Origin of the sequence: Sulfitobacter sp. PM12 (genome assembly GCF_045586035.1) — a bacterium.
Taxonomy (GTDB): Bacteria; Pseudomonadota; Alphaproteobacteria; order Rhodobacterales; family Rhodobacteraceae; genus Sulfitobacter; species Sulfitobacter pontiacus.
In genome coordinates, this window is sequence record NZ_CP151529.1 from 2,454,818 (window position 1) to 2,475,155 (window position 20,338).

Annotated in this window: 19 protein-coding genes; 8 read left to right on the forward strand and 11 right to left on the reverse strand. The window is 60.3% G+C overall.

Going from position 1 to position 20,338, the window contains the following annotated elements; translation table 11 throughout:
* Positions 1 to 16: 16 nt before the first annotated feature.
* Positions 17 to 1,213: a signal recognition particle-docking protein FtsY gene (gene ftsY / locus AADW22_RS11975; RefSeq protein WP_407473793.1), complete on the reverse strand. Its 1,197-nt coding sequence runs from the start codon at positions 1,211 to 1,213 to the stop codon at positions 17 to 19.
* A gap of 111 nt (positions 1,214 to 1,324) precedes the next feature.
* Here ftsY and AADW22_RS11980 point away from each other — a divergent pair, with 111 nt between their 5' ends.
* Positions 1,325 to 2,209 (forward strand): lytic transglycosylase domain-containing protein, encoded by an 885-nt coding sequence (locus AADW22_RS11980; RefSeq protein WP_407473794.1) that lies wholly within the window; start codon positions 1,325 to 1,327, stop codon positions 2,207 to 2,209.
* A gap of 30 nt (positions 2,210 to 2,239) precedes the next feature.
* Here AADW22_RS11980 and AADW22_RS11985 read toward each other — a convergent pair whose 3' ends face one another.
* Entirely contained in the window at positions 2,240 to 3,952 is a 1,713-nt protein-coding gene (locus tag AADW22_RS11985) for an NAD(P)H-dependent oxidoreductase subunit E (RefSeq protein WP_407473795.1), read from the reverse strand.
* A gap of 170 nt (positions 3,953 to 4,122) precedes the next feature.
* Here AADW22_RS11985 and AADW22_RS11990 point away from each other — a divergent pair, with 170 nt between their 5' ends.
* A complete protein-coding gene (locus AADW22_RS11990) occupies positions 4,123 to 5,136 on the forward strand; it encodes an alkane 1-monooxygenase (RefSeq protein ID WP_407473796.1) in 1,014 nt (337 codons plus the stop codon).
* 32 nt (positions 5,137 to 5,168) lie between these two features.
* Positions 5,169 to 5,564 (forward strand): hypothetical protein, encoded by a 396-nt coding sequence (locus tag AADW22_RS11995; protein ID WP_132997349.1) that lies wholly within the window; start codon positions 5,169 to 5,171, stop codon positions 5,562 to 5,564.
* Between the two features lie 3 nt (positions 5,565 to 5,567).
* On the opposite strand, the gene xseA is transcribed toward AADW22_RS11995, so the two are convergent.
* Positions 5,568 to 7,103 carry an exodeoxyribonuclease VII large subunit gene (gene xseA / locus AADW22_RS12000; RefSeq protein WP_132997350.1) on the reverse strand — a complete coding sequence of 512 codons (1,536 nt, stop codon included), beginning with the start codon at positions 7,101 to 7,103 and terminating at the stop codon, positions 5,568 to 5,570.
* Positions 7,104 to 7,187: 84 nt separating this feature from the next.
* Between xseA and purD the strand changes: the two genes are divergently transcribed.
* Complete coding sequence (gene purD / locus AADW22_RS12005) at positions 7,188 to 8,453, forward strand: phosphoribosylamine--glycine ligase (RefSeq protein ID WP_407473797.1); 1,266 nt, start codon at positions 7,188 to 7,190, stop codon at positions 8,451 to 8,453.
* An 87-nt stretch (positions 8,454 to 8,540) separates the two neighbouring features.
* On the opposite strand, the gene AADW22_RS12010 is transcribed toward purD, so the two are convergent.
* Both AADW22_RS12010 and AADW22_RS12015 read right to left on the reverse strand, forming a co-directional pair.
* Positions 8,541 to 9,272 (reverse strand): FG-GAP repeat domain-containing protein, encoded by a 732-nt coding sequence (locus AADW22_RS12010; RefSeq protein ID WP_407473798.1) that lies wholly within the window; start codon positions 9,270 to 9,272, stop codon positions 8,541 to 8,543.
* 20 nt (positions 9,273 to 9,292) lie between these two features.
* The gene (locus tag AADW22_RS12015; RefSeq protein WP_005854231.1) at positions 9,293 to 9,616 is read right to left on the reverse strand and encodes a 2Fe-2S iron-sulfur cluster-binding protein; all 324 of its coding nucleotides are present in this window, start codon (positions 9,614 to 9,616) and stop codon (positions 9,293 to 9,295) included.
* Between the two features lie 384 nt (positions 9,617 to 10,000).
* Between AADW22_RS12015 and AADW22_RS12020 the strand changes: the two genes are divergently transcribed.
* Positions 10,001 to 10,369 (forward strand): peptidoglycan-binding domain-containing protein, encoded by a 369-nt coding sequence (locus AADW22_RS12020; protein WP_244268797.1) that lies wholly within the window; start codon positions 10,001 to 10,003, stop codon positions 10,367 to 10,369.
* Here AADW22_RS12020 and AADW22_RS12025 read toward each other — a convergent pair.
* Both AADW22_RS12025 and AADW22_RS12030 read right to left on the reverse strand, forming a co-directional pair.
* Positions 10,366 to 11,124 (reverse strand): ABC transporter ATP-binding protein, encoded by a 759-nt coding sequence (locus AADW22_RS12025; protein ID WP_407473799.1) that lies wholly within the window; start codon positions 11,122 to 11,124, stop codon positions 10,366 to 10,368. The two genes, AADW22_RS12020 and AADW22_RS12025, sit on opposite strands and share 4 nt — an antisense overlap.
* Positions 11,121 to 12,113 (reverse strand): iron ABC transporter permease, encoded by a 993-nt coding sequence (locus AADW22_RS12030; protein WP_260003247.1) that lies wholly within the window; start codon positions 12,111 to 12,113, stop codon positions 11,121 to 11,123. The genes AADW22_RS12025 and AADW22_RS12030 overlap by 4 nt, the downstream gene beginning before the upstream one ends.
* A 284-nt stretch (positions 12,114 to 12,397) precedes the next feature.
* Between AADW22_RS12030 and AADW22_RS12035 the strand changes: the two genes are divergently transcribed.
* Positions 12,398 to 13,459 carry an AI-2E family transporter gene (locus tag AADW22_RS12035; protein WP_139283770.1) on the forward strand — a complete coding sequence of 354 codons (1,062 nt, stop codon included), beginning with the start codon at positions 12,398 to 12,400 and terminating at the stop codon, positions 13,457 to 13,459.
* Here the strand turns inward: AADW22_RS12035 and AADW22_RS12040 are convergent.
* From AADW22_RS12040 to dctP, 3 genes are all read right to left on the reverse strand, one after another.
* On the reverse strand, positions 13,445 to 14,845 hold the full coding sequence (locus AADW22_RS12040; protein WP_005854245.1) for a TRAP transporter large permease: 1,401 nt from the start codon (positions 14,843 to 14,845) through the stop codon (positions 13,445 to 13,447). The two genes, AADW22_RS12035 and AADW22_RS12040, sit on opposite strands and share 15 nt — an antisense overlap.
* A gap of 2 nt (positions 14,846 to 14,847) precedes the next feature.
* Positions 14,848 to 15,477, reverse strand: a complete 630-nt coding sequence (locus AADW22_RS12045) for a TRAP transporter small permease subunit (protein WP_005854247.1) — start codon at positions 15,475 to 15,477, stop codon at positions 14,848 to 14,850.
* 81 nt (positions 15,478 to 15,558) lie between these two features.
* On the reverse strand, positions 15,559 to 16,575 hold the full coding sequence (gene dctP / locus AADW22_RS12050; protein ID WP_005854249.1) for a TRAP transporter substrate-binding protein DctP: 1,017 nt from the start codon (positions 16,573 to 16,575) through the stop codon (positions 15,559 to 15,561).
* A gap of 380 nt (positions 16,576 to 16,955) precedes the next feature.
* Between dctP and acs the strand changes: the two genes are divergently transcribed.
* The gene (gene acs, locus AADW22_RS12055; RefSeq protein WP_407473800.1) at positions 16,956 to 18,911 is read left to right on the forward strand and encodes an acetate--CoA ligase; all 1,956 of its coding nucleotides are present in this window, start codon (positions 16,956 to 16,958) and stop codon (positions 18,909 to 18,911) included.
* A 64-nt stretch (positions 18,912 to 18,975) separates the two neighbouring features.
* Here acs and AADW22_RS12060 read toward each other — a convergent pair whose 3' ends face one another.
* Positions 18,976 to 19,491 (reverse strand): DUF992 domain-containing protein, encoded by a 516-nt coding sequence (locus tag AADW22_RS12060; protein ID WP_037944573.1) that lies wholly within the window; start codon positions 19,489 to 19,491, stop codon positions 18,976 to 18,978.
* Between the two features lie 281 nt (positions 19,492 to 19,772).
* Here AADW22_RS12060 and AADW22_RS12065 point away from each other — a divergent pair, with 281 nt between their 5' ends.
* A complete protein-coding gene (locus AADW22_RS12065) occupies positions 19,773 to 20,291 on the forward strand; it encodes a flavin reductase family protein (protein WP_407473801.1) in 519 nt (172 codons plus the stop codon).
* Positions 20,292 to 20,338: the final 47 nt, after the last annotated feature.

A 20,338-nucleotide genomic window follows, 5' to 3' on the forward strand; every position in this document is an offset into this window, starting at 1 on the left:
GAACCTTTATGCTGCGTCACTGCGGGTCCAGCCCCATCAAGGCATCCGCAAACTCCTGCGGGTCAAAAGGCTGCAGATCATCAATCTGTTCGCCCACGCCGATGGCGTGGATCGGCAGCCCGAACTTATCTGCAAGCGCCACCAGCACACCGCCCTTGGCCGTGCCATCCAGCTTGGTCATGACCAGACCGGAAACATCTGAAATTTCCTGAAAAACCTTCACTTGGTTGAGCGCATTCTGCCCTGTCGTCGCATCCAGCACCAACAGCGTGTTATGCGGCGCGCTTGGGTCTTTCTTGCGAATGACCCGCACGATCTTGGCCAGTTCTTCCATCAGGTCGCCGCGGTTCTGCAACCGTCCGGCCGTGTCAATCAGCAGCAGATCAGCGCCGTCACGCTCCGCCTGTGTCATCGCGTCAAACGCAAGGCTCGCCGGGTCAGACCCCTGCCCTGCGGTCAATACCGGCACGTCGGCACGGTCGCCCCAGACCTGCAATTGTTCGACGGCGGCCGCGCGAAATGTGTCACCGGCGGCGATTACGACGTTCTTGCCTGCGGCTTTGAACTGGCTGGCCAGCTTGCCGATTGTGGTCGTCTTGCCCGACCCGTTTACCCCCACCACAAGCACCACCTGCGGTGTCTTGGCATAGATCGGCAAGGGCTTGGCAATCGGGTCCATGATCCGCGCGACCTCTGTCGCCATGAGGCGCTTGATCTCGTCCACAGACAGACGCTTGCCAAAGCGCCCCTCGGCCATATTCGCGGTGACGCGCAGGGCCGTATCCACGCCCATATCGGTCGAGATCAGCAGCTCTTCGAGCTGTTCGAGCATCTCGTCATCCAGCACACGCCGCACAACAGGGGCCGCGGCGCTGCGTCCCATCAAGCGGCCCATCAGACCGGGTTTGGCCGGTGCTGCCTCGGGGGGTGCGGGCACCAGATCGGGGGCCACGGGGGTCATCGTCTCGCGCAGCGGCAAGGGCGCGGGCGTATGCTCTTCATCCGCGGGCCTCGGTGCGGGTTCATCATCCACCGCTTCGGGCAATGCTTGGGCCGCGGCCTGCGGCGCATCCATCACCTGATCGACAGGAACTTCATCCACCGTTTCAGGGGTATCCGTCGCCCCGCCATCTTCGACAATCGCCTCAAGCCCCTCGTCGATCTTGGACGAGGATTTGAACATTTTGGATTTCAGCTTTTGAAAAAAGGCCAAGCGCGCTCTCCGAATTGTCAGGCGTTTTCTATGATCTATAGGCTCGACCGGCGGGATGGAAGGGCGACAAGAGCAATTGACAGCAAGGGGCCCGTCGCGCACCAAGTCTGCATGCGGTTTTTTTGGGTGCTCTGGGTGATACTGATGGCAGGGGCGGCGCAGGCCGAGCCGGACCGGCGCTACTGTTCCAGCACCAAATGGGGCCATGCCCACTGCATCCGCCCTGTGCATTTCGTGTATGACACGTGCAACGCGATCAAGGTCTTTTCCGAGCGGCACGGGCTGGACAGCGGATTTTTCGCGCGACTGATCTGGCAAGAAAGCCGGTTTGACCAAAACGCGTTGAGCCATGCCAATGCGCGCGGCATTGCGCAGTTTATCCCCTCCACCGCCGCGCTGCGCGGGCTGAAAGACCCGTATAATCCAGCTGATGCACTGGAACACTCTGCCCAGTATCTGGCTGAAATGACGCAGAAATACGGGAACGAAGGACTGGCTGCGATCGGCTACAATGGCGGCGAACGACGTGCGGAGGGGTTTCTGGACGGCAAGGGGCTCGCCCCCGAGACGGTCGCCTATGTCCCCATCATCACCGGTCTGGACGCAGAGCAATGGCGCGATGCGCCGCCCAAAACGCCCGATTTCCGGCTCTCAAAAACGCAAGCTTTCCTGCCCGCCTGCTACGAGATGGCGCGCAATCGTCGGGTGACCGCCCTAAAAGTGACACCCCCTGCCCCGGTGATCAAACCCTGGGGGGTTCAGGTATCCTTCGGGACCAGCAAGGACCGCGCGCGGGATAAAGCCAATGCCCAGACAGCAAGCTGTCGCAGCGCGGTAAAAGGGCGGCGTCTGGATTTCCTGTTAAAGAAAAACCGCGTGTCGCGCCGCAAGGGATTCTACTTTGGGCAATACGGCAGCAACACCCGCACCGACGCCCAGCGCCTGTGCGATAGGATGCGCGCGACGGGGTGCACCTGTTTGGTGGTGCAGAACTAATTCCCCCTCTGGCGCGGTGGCTATCCCGTTCTAAACCTCGTCCGCGAAGTGTTTGATCACTAGGCGGATCGGGTTCGGCGCTGCCTGCCCCAACCCGCAGATAGAGGCATCGACCATAGCGGTCGAGAGCTCTTCCAGCAGGGGTTTATCCCATCGATCCGCCTGCATCAGCTTGACGGCTTTTTCGCAGCCCACGCGACAGGGGGTGCATTGCCCGCAGCTTTCATCCTCAAAAAAACGTAGCATATTCAACGCTGCGGCCTTGGCGCTGTCTTGGTCCGACAGAACCACCACAGCTGCAGAGCCGATGAAAGACCCGTGCGGCTGCAATGTATCAAAGTCGAGTGGTATATCATCCATCGCAGCGGGCAGCAGCCCCGAAGATGGCCCACCCGGTTGATAGGCTTTGAACCGGTGCCCGTCGGCCATGCCACCCGCAGCCTCGATGACATCGGTGATCGTGGATCCCGCAGGCAGTTCATACATCCCCGGTTTGGCAACGCGCCCGGATACCGAATAGCTGCGCAGGCCCTTACGCCCGTTCTTTTCCGTGCTGCTCAGCACCTCGGCCCCTTCGCGGCAGATGCGCGCCACCCAATGCAGGGTTTCAACGTTATGCACCAAGGTGGGCCGACCAAAGACACCCACCTGCGCCACATAGGGGGGACGGTGCCGCGGCAGCCCACGCTTGCCCTCGATGCTTTCAATCATCGCGGATTCTTCTCCGCAAATATAAGCCCCCGCACCGCGCCGCAGATCGATGTATCCTGCGGGAACAATGCCTGCAGCCTCGAGCGCCGCAATCTCTGTCCGAAGGAGCGCGAGCACCTGCGGGTATTCGTCCCGCATGTACAAGAACACTTTCTCTGCCTCTACGGCCCATGCGGCGATCAGCATCCCCTCTAGGAAAAGATGTGGTACGCGTTCCAGGTACCAGCGATCCTTGAAGGTGCCGGGCTCCCCCTCATCGCCGTTGACCGCCATATAGCGCGGGCCCGCATTATCCCGCACGAACCCCCATTTCTTGCCCGACGGGAAACCGGCGCCGCCAAGACCGCGCAAACCAGCGTCGAGCAGGTTTTGCTGCACGTCCTCCCAATCGCCATCACGGCGCAGTTTCGTGAGCGCCTCATACCCCCCGTCAGCGACATAGGCGTCGAACGCTTCGTAGTCGGGCATATGAACATGGGTATCGCCTGCCGCGATGACCTGCTTCACCTGTTCCAAGGTTGCGTGGTCGACAAAGTTATGCCCGATCTCAAGCGCCGGTGCCGTATCACAACGCCCCATACAAGGCGCACGCACGACACGCACCTCTGACGCGTCCAACCCATCTTCCAGTGCGGCTTTCAACGCCTGCGCACCGGCCAATTCGCAGGACAGAGAATCGCAAATCCGTATGGTCAGCGCGGGCGGTGGTGTTTCCCCCTCTTTCACCACATCAAAATGGGCATAGAACGTTGCGACTTCGTAAACTTCCGCCATGCTCATGCGCATTTCTTCGGCCAAAGCGCGCAGGTGCGCCGCAGAAAGATGCCCGAATTTATCTTGAATAAGATGCAAATGCTCAATCAGCAGATCGGCACGTCGCGGTTTATCCGCCAATAGGGCGCGCACCTCATCCCACGCGTCCTCTTGCAGCTGACGACCCTTGGTGTGGCTGCGCCCCTTACCCTTGCCGGATTTCCACACACCTTTGCGCGGTGCGTTTGCATCTGAGGTATCATGATTATCCAACGCCATCGGGCTGCCCTTTTGTATCGCTTTCGCATCACGCTATCAAAGCCGCATCAGCTTGCGCAGAGTAAAAGCGACCAATCCGCAGCACTTTACGCGGTACCTGCGGCGACCTAGGCCCTTTTTCACGCGCCGTTTCGCGTATAAGAAACACGGGTCCCCAGCGGAGCCGCCCTATGTTCTGGTACAGCATCGCCAGCCTGACCCCAGCGATATTTCTGTTTCTCGCCTGTCTACGCGGCGGCCCCTGGCCCCTGATCGCGCTGCTGTCGATCACTGTGGTCGTGTTTTGCCTTGATAGGCTATCTCGCCGACTGCCAGTGCGAAACTCTTCGGGTCGTGTTCTAAGCCTGACACTGGGCGCTGTGCATTTCACGCTTTTACCCCTTGGGGTCTGGGCGCTGGGCGCAAGCGACGCGTTGAAGGTGACCGACAAGCTGTTGATTTATATCGGGCTTGGTCTGTTTCTTGGCCAGATCTCGAACTCCAACGCGCATGAGCTGATCCACGCCGCATCGAAATGGCCCCGACGGATCGGCACCGCAATTTATTGCAGCCTTTTGCACGGCCATCACGTGTCGGCCCACCTGCGCGTGCATCACATCTACGTCGCAACGGAGCATGATCCGAATTCGGCCAGATTGGGCGAAGGCTTCTATACCTATGCCCTGCGCGCCCTAAAAGGCGAGTTTATGGCCGGGCTACGGGCTGATACGCGGCAGCGGCGTGGAAAACGGCACCTGCTGTCACACCCTTATGTCACCTATGTCGCCGGTGCGTTGATCACCCTCGCCGCCAGCTTTGCAGTGGCCGGAGCACGCGGGGTCGTTGCGATGCTGGCGCTGGCGGTCTATGCGCAAATGCAGCTGTTGCTTTCCGACTATGTGCAACACTATGGCCTGCGCCGCAAAATATCCGAAAATGGCAAGCCCGAGCCCGTGGGCCCGCAGCATAGTTGGAATGCGCCTGCGTGGTATTCCTCGGCGATGATGCTGAATGCGCCGCGCCATTCGGACCATCACATGCGCCCCTCGCGCGCCTTTCCGGCGCTAAAGCTGACACCTGGCACCATGCCGATGCTGCCGCGGTCCCTGCCGGTGATGGCTGTGCTGGCGCTGGTCCCACCACTGTGGCACCGGGTGATGGACCGCCGTGTCGCGCGTTGGCAGCCGGTCCGCGATCAAGACTAGATCACGCCCCGGGTTTCTGGCACGCTGCGGCTATGAAAAAGCTTGCCCTGATCCTCGCCCTGACACAGGCCGCCCCTTTGGCCGCGCAATCCATGATGTCGGCGGCAGAATTTGACGCCTATACACGGGGCAAAACCCTGTTCTACGCCCAAAACGGAGAGACCTACGGTGCCGAGCGGTATCTGAGCAACCGGCGCGTCGAGTGGTCTTTTCTGGACGGTGAATGCAAGTCAGGCAGCTGGTACGAAGATGCGGGAAAGATCTGCTTTACCTATGACGAGAATCCGGCACCCCAGTGTTGGCGCTTTCGCGAAGGGGCGTCCGGGTTGATCGCGCAGTTCGAAAACGACCCGACCACCACCGAGCTTTACGAGGCGCAAGACAGCGGTCAGGATTTCACCTGCCTCGGCCCGAAAGTAGGGGTCTAAGACCTAGAAGAGACTGCCTTGTTCGGGCGCTTTCTTGGGGGTCTTTTTGGGGGCCGCCCCGCCGCCGATCTTCATCTTGCCGTCGATAAATTCAATCTCGAGCGCCGAAGCATCCTGCGCCGCCTGCTTGGTTGTCACCACGCCCCCGTCGCCGCGCACCACGGCGTAGCCCCGTGCCAACGTCGATTTATAGCTCAGCATTTCATGCAGACGGTCAAGCCCTGCAATCTGTTTGTGCCAGCCTTGGGTCTGCCGTTGCCCGGCATCTGAAAGCCGCCGCGCAAGCGATTGAAAGGCTTCCTCTTTCCGCTTGCGGTCCTGCTCTAACGCGTCTGGGCGGAAACGGGCGATCAAACCCTCAAGACGGCGCTTTTGCTCGCGGCCCAATGCCTCGGGGCGGAAGCGATCGGCCAGGGCGGCCAGCCTGCGTTGCTCTGCCTGAAGGCTGCGGCGCAGGCTGGCAGGGCGCAACGCGCCAGAGATGTCAGAGAGATGCACCTTGCGTTTCTGCACACCCGCGGTCAGCGCCGGACCCAGACGGGCGCCGCGCATATCGAGCCGTTGGCGCGGACCATCAAGCAGGCTGTCGGGCCGAGGCAACGCGCGCGCCATGTCGCGCAACCGCTGGTCGCGGCGCGCAAGGCCCTGGCTGAGCGCTTGGGTCATCCGTGCCTCCTGCCCATCAAGCAGGGCGACAAGTTCATGGCGCACAGGCACCGCAAGCTCGGCTGCCGCCGTCGGTGTGGGCGCGCGCTTGTCAGAGACATAGTCGATCAGCGTGGTATCGGTTTCATGCCCCACCGCCGAAATCAGCGGAATGTCGGAGGCTGCGGCTGCCCGAGCGACGATCTCTTCGTTGAACCCCCATAGATCCTCGACCGAACCGCCGCCCCGCGCCACAATCAACAGATCAGGCCGCGGCAAGGCACCCCCCGGGGTCAGCGCGTTGAACCCCGCAATGGCGCGCGCGACTTCTGGTGCGCATTTCGCACCCTGCACGGCGACGGGCCAGATCAACACCTTGCGCGGAAACCGGTCGCGCAGACGGTGCAGGATATCGCGGATCACCGCCCCCGAGGGCGAGGTCACGACGCCGATCACCTCTGGCAGGTAGGGCAGCGGGCGTTTGCGTTCAGGGGCGAACAGCCCCTCGGCCGCCAGCGCCGCCTTGCGCTTTTCCAGCAACGCCATCAGCGCGCCCATGCCCGCGGGTTTGATATCTTCGATCACGATCTGGTATTTCGACTGCCCGCCAAAGGTGGTGATGCGCCCCGTGGCAATCACCTCCATCCCCTCTTCGGGTTGGGTTTCAAGCCGTGCTGACACGCCTTTCCAGATCACACCGGAAATAACCGAACTGTCGTCCTTGAGATCCAGATAGATATGCCCCGAACGTGGCCGGCTGACACGCCCCACCTCGCCGCGAATCCGGACGTGGCCAAATTCGCCCTCGATCACCCGTTTGATCGCGCCCGAAAGCTCGGTCACGGTGAATTCGGGGCTGTTCTGCCCCTCGCGCGGGTCGTCGATCAGATCCATCAGCGGTGTCTTTCCGTGTTTATCTTGTGTCGGGCTCAGTCCCAGCTTAGAACGCGCAGCAACCAAGGCCAAGGGAGTGCAACCATGAACATCCTCATTCTGGGCAGCGGCGGGCGCGAACACAGCCTGGCCTGGGCCGTATTGCAAAATCCTAAATGCGACAAGCTGATCGTGGCACCGGGCAATGCCGGAATCGCCGCCATCGCGGATTGCGCCAGTTTCGACATCAACGACGGGGCGGCGGTGGTCGGTTTTGTCGATGAAAACAACATCGATTTCGTCATCATCGGGCCAGAAGCCCCGCTTGCTGCAGGCGTTGGCGATGATCTGCGCGCTGCCGGCGTATTGGTGTTTGGCCCGTCAAAAGCGGCCGCGGCGCTGGAAGCCTCCAAAGCCTTTACGAAAGAGATCTGCGACGCCGCAAACGCCCCCACTGCCGCCTATGGGCATTTCACCGACGCAGACGCGGCGCGGGCCTATCTGGCCGACCACCCTGCCCCGATCGTGATCAAGGCCGACGGCCTTGCAGCGGGCAAAGGCGTGATCATCGCCGAAACCGATGCCGAGGCGCTGGCCGCCGTCGATACGATGTTCGACGGTGCCTTCGGCGACGCGGGCGCAGAGGTGGTGATCGAAGAGTTTATGGACGGCGAAGAAGCGTCCTTCTTTGTTTTGTGTGACGGCGACACCGTGCTGCCGATCGGCACTGCCCAAGACCACAAACGCGTCGGCGACGGCGATACCGGCCCCAACACCGGCGGCATGGGGGCCTATTCGCCCGCGCCGGTGCTGACCGACGAGATCGCCGAACGTGCGTTGGCAGAAATCATCCGCCCGACCATGGCCGAAATGGCCAAGCGCGGCACGCCTTACCAAGGGGTGCTTTATGCTGGTTTGATGATCAAGGACGGTGCCCCCCGTCTGGTCGAATACAACGCCCGTTTTGGCGACCCTGAGTGTCAGGTCCTGATGATGCGCCTTGGCGCGCAGGCTTTTGACCTGATGCATGCCGCCGCCGAAGGGCGCCTGAACGAGGCCCGCGTGAACTGGGCCGACGATCACGCTGTCACCGTCGTTATGGCTGCGCAAGGCTATCCCGGAAGCTATGACAAGGGCAGCGTTATCAAGGGATTGGATGCCCTCCCCGAAGACAGCCGCAACATGGTGTTCCATGCGGGCACCGCCAAGAAAGACGGGGCGATAACGGCCAGTGGCGGACGGGTACTGAACGTCACAGCGCGCGGCGACACCCTGGCCGAGGCACAGGCACGCGCCTATGAGATGGTCGAGGCGATTGACTGGCCGGGCGGGTTCTACCGCCGCGATATCGGCTGGCGTGCGCTGTCCTGAGGGCGCGGCCTGCTGGTCTGACGAGATGAATCGGGGGCTTGCCCCCGGACCCCCAGGATTTTTAACCATTTGGAAGCAGGTCTGTGTTCAGCTTGGGTTGAGCGTACAGGCCTGGGCGGCGGCGATATTGCTGGCCGTGAAGGGCACGTCGAAGCTTCGCGGGCTTAGTGTTTTGCCGTCAAGCTGAAGGGCCACCATTTGCGATGGCGCACTGCGCTGCCACGGCATCTGCGCAAGGATCAATTCGGGGTGTGGGCCGCATGTGCGGATACCCCCCGCGATGTCCGGATCGCCGATGCGGTGGTTGGTGAACCCCTCTGCCGTAGCAATGACGGTGAGGCCGCTGTTATCGTAAGCGAGCAGCTGCACCGAACCGGACAGATGCGGAGTGACGACGATCGCGATCTCGAGCCGCCCATTGCTGGTGAAGTCCGCAGCACCAATCGGGGCAAGCCAGCGGTTTTTCCGCCCGATAAAGGGCGTCTGCGCGATGCGCCCGGACGCGCCATAGACCGCAAGCCGCGCACCTTTGGACTGATGGCTTTCAACCACGATCACTTCGGGTTGGCCATCACCATCCAGATCCGCAATCCGGGGCGATGTGTCTTCGAATACAAGGACTTGGGGCAAGATTATGCGGCGGCTGGTGCCGTCAGCCAAGCCCAGCGTCAGGCTGCCCCATTCGACCGCATCGCCCAATACGCCGTGATCATAGCGTGTGGTCGGATCACCAAAGCTGGCGCGGGCGATGTCTTGCGCAGATGCGGGCAGCGCATTGATCACGCATGCCGCAACGATCGGCAAAAGGCGCGACGACATATGTCGCGCCAGCCGTCGCATCAGATTTGCTTTTCGGGCATTTTCACGCGCAGGCCGTCCAGCGCGTCTGTGACCTTGATCTGGCAGGTCAGGCGGGACGTGGCGGGATCGGGCTCGAACGCGAAGTCGAGCATATCTTCTTCCATGTCGTCCTTGGCGGGCACTTTTTCGACCCAGTCGGGATCCACATAGACGTGGCAGGTGGAGCAGGCGCAGGCACCGCCGCAGTCGGCCTCGATCCCGGGGATGTTATTGTCACGGGCCCCTTCCATGACGGTCAGGCCATTGGCCACATCGACGACATGTTCGGTGCCATTGTGTTCTACATAAGTGATCTTGGCCATCTGAATGCCCCTTCGAATTTAGAATTTCGACATATGTAAACAGCAGCCCGCAGCTTCGCCAGCCCCTTTTCACGGCTCAGGCAAGGGGATGGCATTATTCACATCCCTATGGGCCTATCATCTAGGCATTGCTGCGAAAAGCCGCTAGCCTGCGACGGACCCTTTGACCCGCAAGGCCCGGCTGTGCAGTATTTATCCCGATCACATTTAGTTCAATTTGCCTGCGCATTTACGGTTCTCGTCTCGCTCGGAGCGTGTAATGCCCCCTCCCAAGACGCAGAGGCACCCGAGCCTGGCGTTCGCGAGGCGACAACCAAGGGCCCGGCAGGGGCTGCACCGGGCAGCTGTTGGGGGCGGACCGTATCACCTGCAGTGATCGAAACGGTGACGGAGCAGGTACAGGTGCAGCCGGCGCAGATCAGCTCTACCGGCGAGATCCAGTCGCTGCCGATCTACCGCACGGAAACACGGCAAAAGATCGTCTCTCCCCGTGTGGACAACTGGTTCGAGACGCCCTGCACCAGCGCGCTTACGCCCGACGTGATCGCAACGCTGCAACGCGCGTTAGAGGCGCGAGGGTTCTATGGCGGGGCCATTAATTCTGAGCTCGACGACGCGACACGGCGGGCAATGCGGGCGTATCAGATCAGCACTGGCGGGCCCGATAGCCCCGTTCTTGCACTGGCCACCGCGCGATCATTGGGTGTCATCGCTGTAGACATCCCCGGTGTTTCTCGGGACAGCAGCGGTTAAGAAACGACCTCAAGCGGCTGGAAAACAAAACCTTTGTCGGTGACTTCACTGAACGCAGTGATGCCGAAGACGGCTTTGACAATCTCTGTCGTCAGCGCCACCTGTGGCAAGTCGTCTGCGACAACTGCGCCGTTGTGTAACACGATCAACCTTGTGCAATGCCGCGCTGCCAATCCCAGATCATGAAGCGAGACGAGCACCCCACGTCCTTGGCCCGCTGCTTTGGAAAAGCTTTCCATCGCGGCGATTTGATGGGCGGGGTCTAGCCCGGCGGTGGGCTCGTCTGCGATCAGCAAGGGTGCCTCTTGCGCGAGGCTACGGGCGATCAGCACGCGCGCCTGCTCCCCACCCGATAGCTGTGTGGCGGGACGATTGCGGAAGGTGTCCAAACCCATCTGCGCAATGGCACGATCTACGGCAGTCTGATCTTCTGCCTGTATTTTCTCCCCGCCCCGTAGATGGGGTGTGCGGCCCAGTCGAATGATCGTTTCAACCGTGACCGGCCATGCAATCTCGCGCGATTGGGGCATCCACGCGGCGGCACGCCCGCGCATGCGCGGGGCAAGTGCGGCGATTGAACTTTGGCCATCAGCGGGGATCAGGCCCAGTGCCGCGCGCATCAAGGTGGTCTTACCGGCACCATTCGGCCCGACCAGGCCTACGACCTCTCCTTCACGTAAGGTCAGGTTGATGTCGGATAAAACGGTTTTCCGCCCCCGATGAACGGAGAGGTTTTGCAGTGATAGCAGGGTCATAGCCCTTCCCTCCGCGTGCGATAGATCAGGTGGAGAAACAGCGGCGCGCCCACCAATGCCGTCACAACCCCAAGCTTGAGATCACGGTCGGGCACCACAAGGCGCACAAGGATATCCGATGCGAGGATCATCGCCGCGCCGCCAAGTGTCGCGGCCCATAGCAGCGCCCCCGGTCGCGCGCCAACAAAGCCACGTAGCAGGTGCGGCATGACCAGCCCCACAAACCCGATCGCCCCCGCCACGGCGGTAGAGGCACCAACGACCGCCGCCGTACCGATAATGACCGTGAGGCGAAGCCGGAATAGGTTGATCCCCATCGCCTCTGCCGCGTCTTCGCCCAAGGTCAGCGCGTCAAGCCCGCGCCCGAGGGTCGCCAACAGGACACCGCCCCCAAGCAGAAAGGGCATCGCGATCCAGACATGGGTCATGGACCGGTCCGCCAGGGAGCCCATCATCCAGAATACGATCTCATTCGCCGCATAGGGGTTCGGCGACAGGTTCAGCACCAGCGAGGTCAATGCCGCAGCAAAGGCCGATATTGCGATACCAGCGAGGATCAGCGCCAGTGACGTGCCCCGAGGACCTGCCAACAGCAACACCAACAACACCCCCAGCAGGGCACCGCCAAGCGCCATCGCGGGGAGCGCGAGCGTTGCCAGCGCGGCCAATCCGGTCTGTATCGCCAGCACAGCCCCCAACGCTGCAGAGCCCGAGACCCCGATCAACCCCGGATCCGCCAAGGGGTTGCGCAGATAGCCCTGCATCGCAGCCCCGGAAAGCCCCAAGGCACCGCCGATCATCACGCCCAATAGCGCACGCGGGAGCCGTATCTCGCGCATGACGGTGGCCAGCGGGCCGCCCTGCCCGGTGACCAACGCGTTCAAACTGTCGCCCACGGAAGCGCTGGACGGGCCAATCAGCAGCGACCCAACAAATAGCACGCACACAAGGCTGCCGAGACCAAGCGCCAGGACCGCTGACCGCCCCATCAGTAACCGACCCGAGCATATTGGCACTTCATTTGCCCCACTGCATAGGGCGCAACACTTAACATTGGGTGAATGGATATGCTCATCGTTCCGCTCATAATTTCTCCCCGACCCTCCTAGTCTCATCACAGTTGCGCGCAACCTTCGAGGGGCGTTTGGATACTGCCGCAATATAAGCTCACACACCCGTGAACTTTTCCACGCGCTACGGCGTTGAGGTTTAAATCCTTCAACTGCTGGAGCCATATTTGGAACATCTGCCCTCAATCCGGCGCTCGCTTCAGTTGCTGGTCCTGATTTCCCTTTTCGTCACCGCGTATTTCGCCAAGGACTTGATATTGCCCATTGTTCTGGGTTTTTTGCTTGCCCTGACCCTGTCGCCCGTGGGCCGTGCGCTTTATCGCATCGGCGTGCCGCATCCTGTGTCGGCCTTTTTGCTGGTGACGGCGACGAGCTTGGTGATTGCTGCCGTGGTTTTACTGTCCGCGGGCACCGTGGCGATCTGGAGCGACGAGATCCCGGAAATGGGCCGCGAGATCCAGATAAAGCTGAGCGGCGTGAGCAATGCGGTCGAAACGATGCGATCTGCCTCGGAAGAGGTAGAGAAACTGGGCACCGAAACCGGCGGCAAACCGCAAGAGGTTGTCGTGCGCCAACCTGGCTTGCTTGATACCGCGATGGATACGGTGAGCAAAACTGGGGCGTCGCTGGCGGTGATCCTGATTCTGGCGCTGTTCTTACTTGGCTCTGGCGAGCTGTTTTACTTAAAACTTGTGCAATCCATGCCGACGTTAACGGAAAAGAAACGTGCGCTGCATACGGTCTATGACGTGGAGAAGCGGGTGTCGCGCTACCTGCTGACGATTGCCACGATCAATGCCGTGCTCGGCATATTAGTCGGGACCTATCTGACAGTGCTGGGCTTGCCGTCGGCCTATATCTGGGGGATCGCGGCGTTCATGCTGAACTTCCTGCCTTATATCGGCGGGTTTGCGGGGGTGCTCTTGGTCGCGGGATTCTCTCTCGTGACGTTTGATACCATCGGTTATGCGATGTTGGCCCCGATCGGTTACCTGACGCTGACCCTCTTAGAGGGGCAGATTATTACCCCGTGGCTGGTCGGGCGCCGGTTGGAGATGAATACCGTCGCGGTATTTCTGACTGTGGTGTTTTGGGGGTGGCTATGGGGCATCCCCGGCGCATTGGTCGCGGTGCCCTTTCTTGTGGTGTTCAAAGTCGTGTGCGAGAACTTTGAACCGCTTCATACCATCGGGAATTTCCTGTCCGCAGAGCAGGTTAAACCCGATGATATGAAGGATCAGGAAGTCATGTCAGCCAGCGAGTGAGGGCAGCCACAACACGATGGACGGGAAGGCCACCAACAATGCGATTGTCACGGCATCCGCGATAAAGAACGGTGTCACGCCCTTGAACACGTCCTGAACGCTCAGGTCAGGTCGTACCCCTGCAACCACAAAGCAGTTGAGGCCAATGGGAGGCGTGATCAGACAGAACTCTGCCATCTTCACCACCAAGATTCCGAACCAGATCGCACACATCGGCCCCGACATGCCAAAGGCGCTATCCGCGGCAGAGACGAACTCGCCCCCGTTCAACGCCATGACGGCAGGATAGACCACCGGAAGTGTCAGAAGCAGCATGCCAATCGCATCCATGAACATCCCCAGCACCGCATAGGCCAGCAGGATGCACACGAGGATCAGGATCGGCGAGGCCTCAAGCCCCGAAATCCAGTCGGCGAACGCGCCCGGCAGATCGGCAAAGCCCAGGAACCGAACATAAATCAGCACGCCCCAGATGATGGTAAAGATCATCACCGTCAGCTTCGCGGTTTCAAGCAGCGCGTCCTTGAGCTCGGCCCACCGCATGCCGCGATAAAGCGCCATCAGGAACACGATAAACGCGCCCACGGCCCCGCCCTCGGTCGGGGTGCCCCATGCGTCGCCGAAGGGATTGTAAACAAAGAAAATAATGATGATCACAACCGCAAAGATCGGCATGGCGGCAGGGAGAGACGCGAACCGTTGCTTCCAGGTAAAGCCGCTTACAGGGGGGCCGACGCTTTTCCAGATGGTCGCAATGCCCACGATCAGGACGGCATAGACGATGGCCGAAAACGCACCGGGGATAAAGCCCGCCAGAAGCAGCTTGCCCACGTCTTGTTCAACGATGATCGCATAGATGACAAGAATCGCTGACGGCGGGATCAACGAGGCCAAAGTGCCCCCGGCCGCCACGACGCCCGCCGCGAATTTCTTGTTGTACCCAATCGCCAGCATCTCGGGGATGGCGATACGGGCAAAAACCGCTGCCGTCGCGACCGAAGCACCGGAAACCGCCGCAAAGCCCGCGGTTGCAAAGACAGTCGACACAGCAAGACCACCGGGCAGCCAAGCAATCCAGCGTTTTGCGGCCTCGAACAAGGCGCGGGTCAGACCGGCGTAATAGGCAAGAAAGCCGATCAGAATGAAGGTGGGAATCAAGCTTAGCGTCTGGCTCGACACTTTGGAGTGTGGCACCTGCCCCGCGGTCTTGATCGCGACCGTCAGCGCCCAGTCCAGTTCGGACCACTGCATGCCTTTCTTGGACCAAAAGATCCAGATCAGGCCGACCAGACCCGCCATTGCCGCGGCGAAAGCCACGCGCATACCGAGCACCACCATAAGCAGCAGCCCGCCCGAGACCCATAGGCCAATTTCAATAGGATCCATAATCAGTCCCGCCCGTCTAGATGTTCAGCTTCCGCCATCGCCTGTTCGGCCGCGGATTGTACCAAGGGTACAGCAACGGGGTTTTCCAACCCCAATACAAAGGCCCGCCCATAGCCCCAGATCTGCAGCAGCAACCGCAGAGCCAGCACCGTAAAGGCCATTGGCACGATCAGTTTCGCAGGCCAAATCGGCAGACCGATATCGATGGAGCTGTCACGGCTCCACATCGGGGCGGCGAAGTCAAAGCTGCGCTGGAAATGTGCCCAAGAGCCCCAGATCAGCGCCAGCATAAGGATAAAGATCAGCACGACCGAGAATGTCTCGGCGGCCCATAGCGCGCGGCCTTTAAGCTGGCCGATCAGGATGTCCATGCGCACATGGCCGCCGTTCCGCTGGGTATAGGAAATGCCCATGATCGCGATCAACGGCATGGCGAATTCAATCCAGTCCACATACCCCGCCAGCGGCGTGCCAAAGAACTTGCGGCCGCCAACGGACCAAACGGCAAGCACCATCAGCATGAAAACGGCAATACCAGAGACCAGAGCAAACACGGTTTCAAGGCGTAAAAGCCCTTTGTCGATACGGCTAAGCAGACTGCCGTCTTCGAGCACGGCGGAGGAACCGGCCATGATGCTTTCCTTTCAAATGAGTGGGAGGGAGATCGTACAAACAAAGGGGGCCTGCAACGGCAAGCCCCCTCCTCGCGCCAATTAGTTGGACGCGCGTTTTTCTTCAAGCGTTTTGACGACCAGGTCATAAAGCTCTTGGCCAGGGATGCCTTGGGCTTCCATGTCCTTGATCCAGGCTTCACGCGCAGGGTCAGCTGCCTTGGATTTGAACTCGGCCAGAACTTCGGGCGTGAACATCACTTTTTCAACGCCCTTTTCTTCCAGCACGGCGTCCCAGCGGTTCAGCAGCTCGCCATAGTTCGCCAGATAGTGATCCAGCGCCTCATCGACAGAACCGTCCAGCGCTTCTTTTTCCGCGTCCGACAGGGCCTCATAGGCGTCGATGTTCACCACGACAGGGCAGTTCACCGTGCCGGGGTTGAGGTTGGCGGTCCACCAATCGGCCTTGTTGATCGTACCAAAGCTCAGGTGTGCGTGCTGCGCGAACGCCACGGTATCCACAACACCGGATTCCATTGCGTTATATGCCTCGGAGGAGGTCACGGAGGTCGGGACAGCGCCCACGGTTTCGAAGGCTTTGCCCAGACCACCTGTCGCACGCACGCGCATGCCGTCAAAGGATTCCAGCGTATCGCGAGGCTCGCCCGTGCCAACAAGATTGTACTGCGGCATTGGCGAGGTCATCAGCATCTTGGCGTTCCACTGTGCCATCTCTTTGGCCACGGCGGGGTGTGCATACACAGCGCGGGATACGGCAACTTCTTCTTCAAGGTTCTGAACCCCAAGGAAGGGCAGTTCTAGCACGGTGATCGCGCGGTTCTTATCGGCGTGGTAACCAGCACAGAATTGCGCCATCTCGAAGGCACCGATGGAAATACCATCAAGGTTGTCTGAGTTCTTGGACAGACCGCCATAGCTGACATTGATGGTGAATTCGCCATTGGTCTTTTCGGACACAAGCTCGGCAATCTTTTCGACATGCTCGGTGAAGGCACGACGTTTACCCCAGACAGAGGCGTTCCATTCCGTCGCGGCCGCTTGCGAGGCAAAAGCGAAAGTCAAAGCGCAGACAGCTGCGCCGTTCAGTAGATTGTTCATTGATATCTCCCTTATGCGGGCTGTTTGGGGCCCGCTTGGGCGAAATACTATCCTTAGGGAAACTTGCTGCCAACCCCTGAACATATCTCTTGATTGCCCCTGTGGGAGCCTTCGGCGAGGATTTTTTACCATTTGGAACCATGCCCCGCGCGCGATCGGCCCCGTTAACAGGCAATCGGTGCTGTTTCCTAGGGTTTTGGCAGGGTTGTCAGCGAAATTTACTAGTCCGCGCAGAAGACGGAAAAATATTTACAGACAAACCGCGTGTTTCCATATGCTTATTTCCTTCTTTTCACTTCCCGTTATGATCTGCCAAGGGAGAGCCGCCACGACTATGCGTCCGAGCGGCAGAAAACGAACAGAGTTCTGAGGGAGGAACCATGTCCAACGTCGCCACACAGACCTATCCGCCATCCGACGACATGGCGGCCAATGCCCATGTGAACGCCGCGAAATATGACGCGATGTATCATGCCTCTATCGCGGACCCCGAAGGGTTCTGGCTGGAGCAGGCGCAGCGCATCGACTGGATGAAGCCATTTACCAAGGTCAAGGACGTCGATTTCACTTTCGGTCAGGTCAAGATCAACTGGTTTGCCGACGGTGCGCTGAACGTCAGCGCCAATTGCATCGACCGTCATCTTGAAACGCGCGGCGACCAGACCGCGATCATCTGGGAGCCGGACCGCCCGGACGAAGAGGCGCAGCACATCAGCTATCGCGCCCTGCATGCCCAGACGTGTAAAATGGCCAATATCCTGCGCGATATCGGCGTCGGCAAAGGCGACCGGGTTATCATTTACATGCCGATGATCCCCGAAGCTGCCTATGCCATGCTGGCCTGCGCGCGCATCGGCGCGATCCATTCGATCGTCTTCGCCGGGTTCTCTCCGGATGCGCTGGCGGCACGGGTACAGGGGTCGGACGCCAAGGTTGTGATTACCGCAGATTATGCGCCCCGCGGGGGCAAAGCGACACCGTTGAAGACCAACGCGGACAAGGCTTTGGCAGGCTGCGACCCATCGGTCAAATGTCTGGTTGTGCGGCGCACTGGCGGTGATGTGGCATGGAATGATGCGCGCGACGTGGATTATACCGCGCTTGAAAAAGAGGCTTCTGACACTTGCGCGCCGGAAGAGATGAACGCCGAGGATCCGCTTTTCATCCTTTATACCTCTGGCTCGACCGGTCAGCCCAAAGGGGTCGTGCATACGTCGGGTGGCTATCTGGTCTATGCCGCGCTGACCCACGAGGTCACCTTTGATTACCACGATGGCGATGTCTATTGGTGCACGGCCGATGTGGGCTGGGTGACGGGCCACAGCTATATCGTCTACGGTCCGCTTGCAAACGGGGCGACAACGCTCATGTTCGAAGGCGTGCCCACCTACCCCGACGCCAGCCGCTTTTGGCAGATCTGTGAAAAACACAAGGTAAATCAATTCTACACCGCCCCGACCGCCATTCGCGCGCTGATGGGCAAGGGGCGCGCCTTTGTTGACGGTTGCGATCTGAGCAGCCTGAAACTGCTTGGCACCGTGGGCGAGCCGATCAACCCCGAAGCCTGGAACTGGTACAATGACGTTGTGGGCAAAGGGAACTGCCCCATCGTTGACACGTGGTGGCAGACGGAAACCGGCGGTCACCTGATGACGCCGTTGCCCGGTGCCCACGCCACCAAACCCGGTGCCGCGATGAAGCCGTTCTTTGGGATCAAACCGGTCGTACTTGAACCCACCACCGGTGCCGAGATCGAGGGCAATGACGTCGAGGGGGTTCTATGTATCGCGGACAGCTGGCCAGGCCAGATGCGCACGGTCTGGGGCGATCACGAGCGGTTTGAGCAGACCTATTTCAGCGACTACAAGGGCTATTACTTCACCGGTGACGGGTGCCGCCGGGACGCGGATGGCGATTACTGGATCACGGGCCGCGTGGATGACGTGATCAACGTCTCCGGTCACCGGATGGGCACGGCCGAAGTCGAAAGCGCTTTGGTCGCGCACCCTAAGGTGGCAGAGGCCGCGGTCGTCGGGTTCCCCCATGATATCAAGGGACAGGGCATCTATTGCTATGTCTCTTTGATGAGCGGCGAAAACCCGAGCGAGGACCTGCGGGCCGAGCTGCGCAACTGGGTCCGCTCTGAGATTGGCCCGATCGCCTCGCCCGATATGATCCAATGGGCCCCCGGCTTGCCCAAAACCCGTTCAGGCAAGATCATGCGCCGCATCCTGCGCAAGATCGCAGAGAACGACTATGGCACGCTTGGCGATACATCTACCCTGGCAGAGCCCGAGGTTGTCGACGATCTGATCGCGAACCGGATGAACCGCTAGGACCACATAACGCGAAAGGGGCACCAAATGGTGCCCCTTCTGCAAGTCGACCTATTGGCCTGAATTAACCTTCGACGCGTTGCAGCGTAATTTCACCCACGCCAATGGCAAAGTTTACGCCGTTCTGCGTGTTGACGCTCACCGGTTGCAGCGCCAGCGTGTCTTCCGAACCGCCGACCATGACATTGGCACCTAGGCCAACACCAACAGTGGCTTCAGCAGAAACACCCTGATAGTCGCCGTTCAACCCGCCTTCGTAATATTCAGATTCAGTTGGTGCCAGCACCAACCAGGACATCTGACCATTCTGGGTCTTACCGATATCAATGCCGTAGCGTTTGATGTCGCCGATGTATGTCTCGTCAGCCAGACCCTCTTGCACGGGATTGAAGGTGCAGGTTAGCTCACGGGTAGACCCGAAGATGAAGCCTGTGCCATCACCAACATCACAGCTCAGCGAGCCGACCTCGGTGTGGTCCACAGTCTCGCCGTCGTCGGCCAGTGCAGGTGTGGACAAAGCAGCGCCGGTGACAAGGGCTGCGACAGTCAGCTTGATGGGGGCAAAACGATTCAGTGTCATAGTTAATCCTTCCGGCGGGAAACCCGCCAATAACAGTCGTGAGCGTCGGCATTCGGGTGCCTGTTGGCGGTAGCTGGAACCTCATATCCCAACACCCCTTCTCCGACAGGCAGTCCGAAATCTCGAAGTCATGCCTCTCAGTGGGGGAACAACACGGCAGGCGCTATTCGGTTCCAAACAGCGGTATTTATCGACCACCATCGCCACTCGCAGAGGGCGTGCCGCAACGGGCCGGGGTTTGCTGTCTGGACAAATCCGGCTCCCCGTGGCACCGCTGCGGCATGGCTGATCCTTTGCACCACTTCATCCCCCTGCCCGATGCCACAGTCGAGCTTCGCCGCGCCTTTGGCCGTTTTGGCACAGGGGTCACGATTGTGACGGTGCAGACCACGAATGGCCCATTGGGGATGACCGCGAACTCCTTTTCCTCGGTTTCGCTGGACCCGCCCTTGGTGCAGTGGTCCCCCGCGCTCAGTTCCAAACGTCATGACGCATTTACCAACGCGGCGCAGTTCGCTGTGCATATTCTGGGTAGCGGTCAGCGGGCACTGGCAGATGCCTTTGCTGTCTCTGGCGACGCGTTTGACCAATTCGACTGGACGATTGGCCCCAATGGCGCACCGACACTGGCAGGCTGCCTCGCCAGCTTCCACTGTGACACCTTCGGCGTGTATCCGGCGGGTGACCACTCCATTATCCTCGGGCAGGTCACGCACGCCGCATATGACCCAGATGACAGCGTTGCGGGCCTGATGTATGACCAAGGCCGCTATGGCCGTTTCACACCGCTGACGGAATAGCCCGTAAGCCGCTCCAAATGGTCAAAATCCCGGGGGTGTCCCGGCAT

Excerpts from the sequence above, each read along its gene's own strand:
- dctP (WP_005854249.1), bottom strand. The coding sequence starts at position 16,575 with ATGAACAATCTACTGAACGGCGCAGCTGTCTGCGCTTTGACTTTCGCT.
- AADW22_RS12040 (WP_005854245.1), bottom strand. The coding sequence starts at position 14,845 with ATGGATCCTATTGAAATTGGCCTATGGGTCTCGGGCGGGCTGCTGCTT.
- AADW22_RS11995 (WP_132997349.1), top strand. The coding sequence starts at position 5,169 with ATGAAAAAGCTTGCCCTGATCCTCGCCCTGACACAGGCCGCCCCTTTG.
- AADW22_RS12010 (WP_407473798.1), bottom strand. The coding sequence starts at position 9,272 with ATGTCGTCGCGCCTTTTGCCGATCGTTGCGGCATGCGTGATCAATGCG.
- AADW22_RS11985 (WP_407473795.1), bottom strand. The coding sequence starts at position 3,952 with ATGGCGTTGGATAATCATGATACCTCAGATGCAAACGCACCGCGCAAA.
- AADW22_RS12060 (WP_037944573.1), bottom strand. The coding sequence starts at position 19,491 with ATGACACTGAATCGTTTTGCCCCCATCAAGCTGACTGTCGCAGCCCTT.
- AADW22_RS12025 (WP_407473799.1), bottom strand. The coding sequence starts at position 11,124 with ATGACCCTGCTATCACTGCAAAACCTCTCCGTTCATCGGGGGCGGAAA.
- acs (WP_407473800.1), top strand. The coding sequence starts at position 16,956 with ATGTCCAACGTCGCCACACAGACCTATCCGCCATCCGACGACATGGCG.
- AADW22_RS12015 (WP_005854231.1), bottom strand. The coding sequence starts at position 9,616 with ATGGCCAAGATCACTTATGTAGAACACAATGGCACCGAACATGTCGTC.
- AADW22_RS11980 (WP_407473794.1), top strand. The coding sequence starts at position 1,325 with ATGCGGTTTTTTTGGGTGCTCTGGGTGATACTGATGGCAGGGGCGGCG.
- xseA (WP_132997350.1), bottom strand. The coding sequence starts at position 7,103 with ATGGATCTGATCGACGACCCGCGCGAGGGGCAGAACAGCCCCGAATTC.
- AADW22_RS12045 (WP_005854247.1), bottom strand. The coding sequence starts at position 15,477 with ATGGCCGGTTCCTCCGCCGTGCTCGAAGACGGCAGTCTGCTTAGCCGT.
- AADW22_RS12065 (WP_407473801.1), top strand. The coding sequence starts at position 19,773 with ATGGCTGATCCTTTGCACCACTTCATCCCCCTGCCCGATGCCACAGTC.
- AADW22_RS11990 (WP_407473796.1), top strand. The coding sequence starts at position 4,123 with ATGTTCTGGTACAGCATCGCCAGCCTGACCCCAGCGATATTTCTGTTT.
- AADW22_RS12030 (WP_260003247.1), bottom strand. The coding sequence starts at position 12,113 with ATGGGGCGGTCAGCGGTCCTGGCGCTTGGTCTCGGCAGCCTTGTGTGC.
- purD (WP_407473797.1), top strand. The coding sequence starts at position 7,188 with ATGAACATCCTCATTCTGGGCAGCGGCGGGCGCGAACACAGCCTGGCC.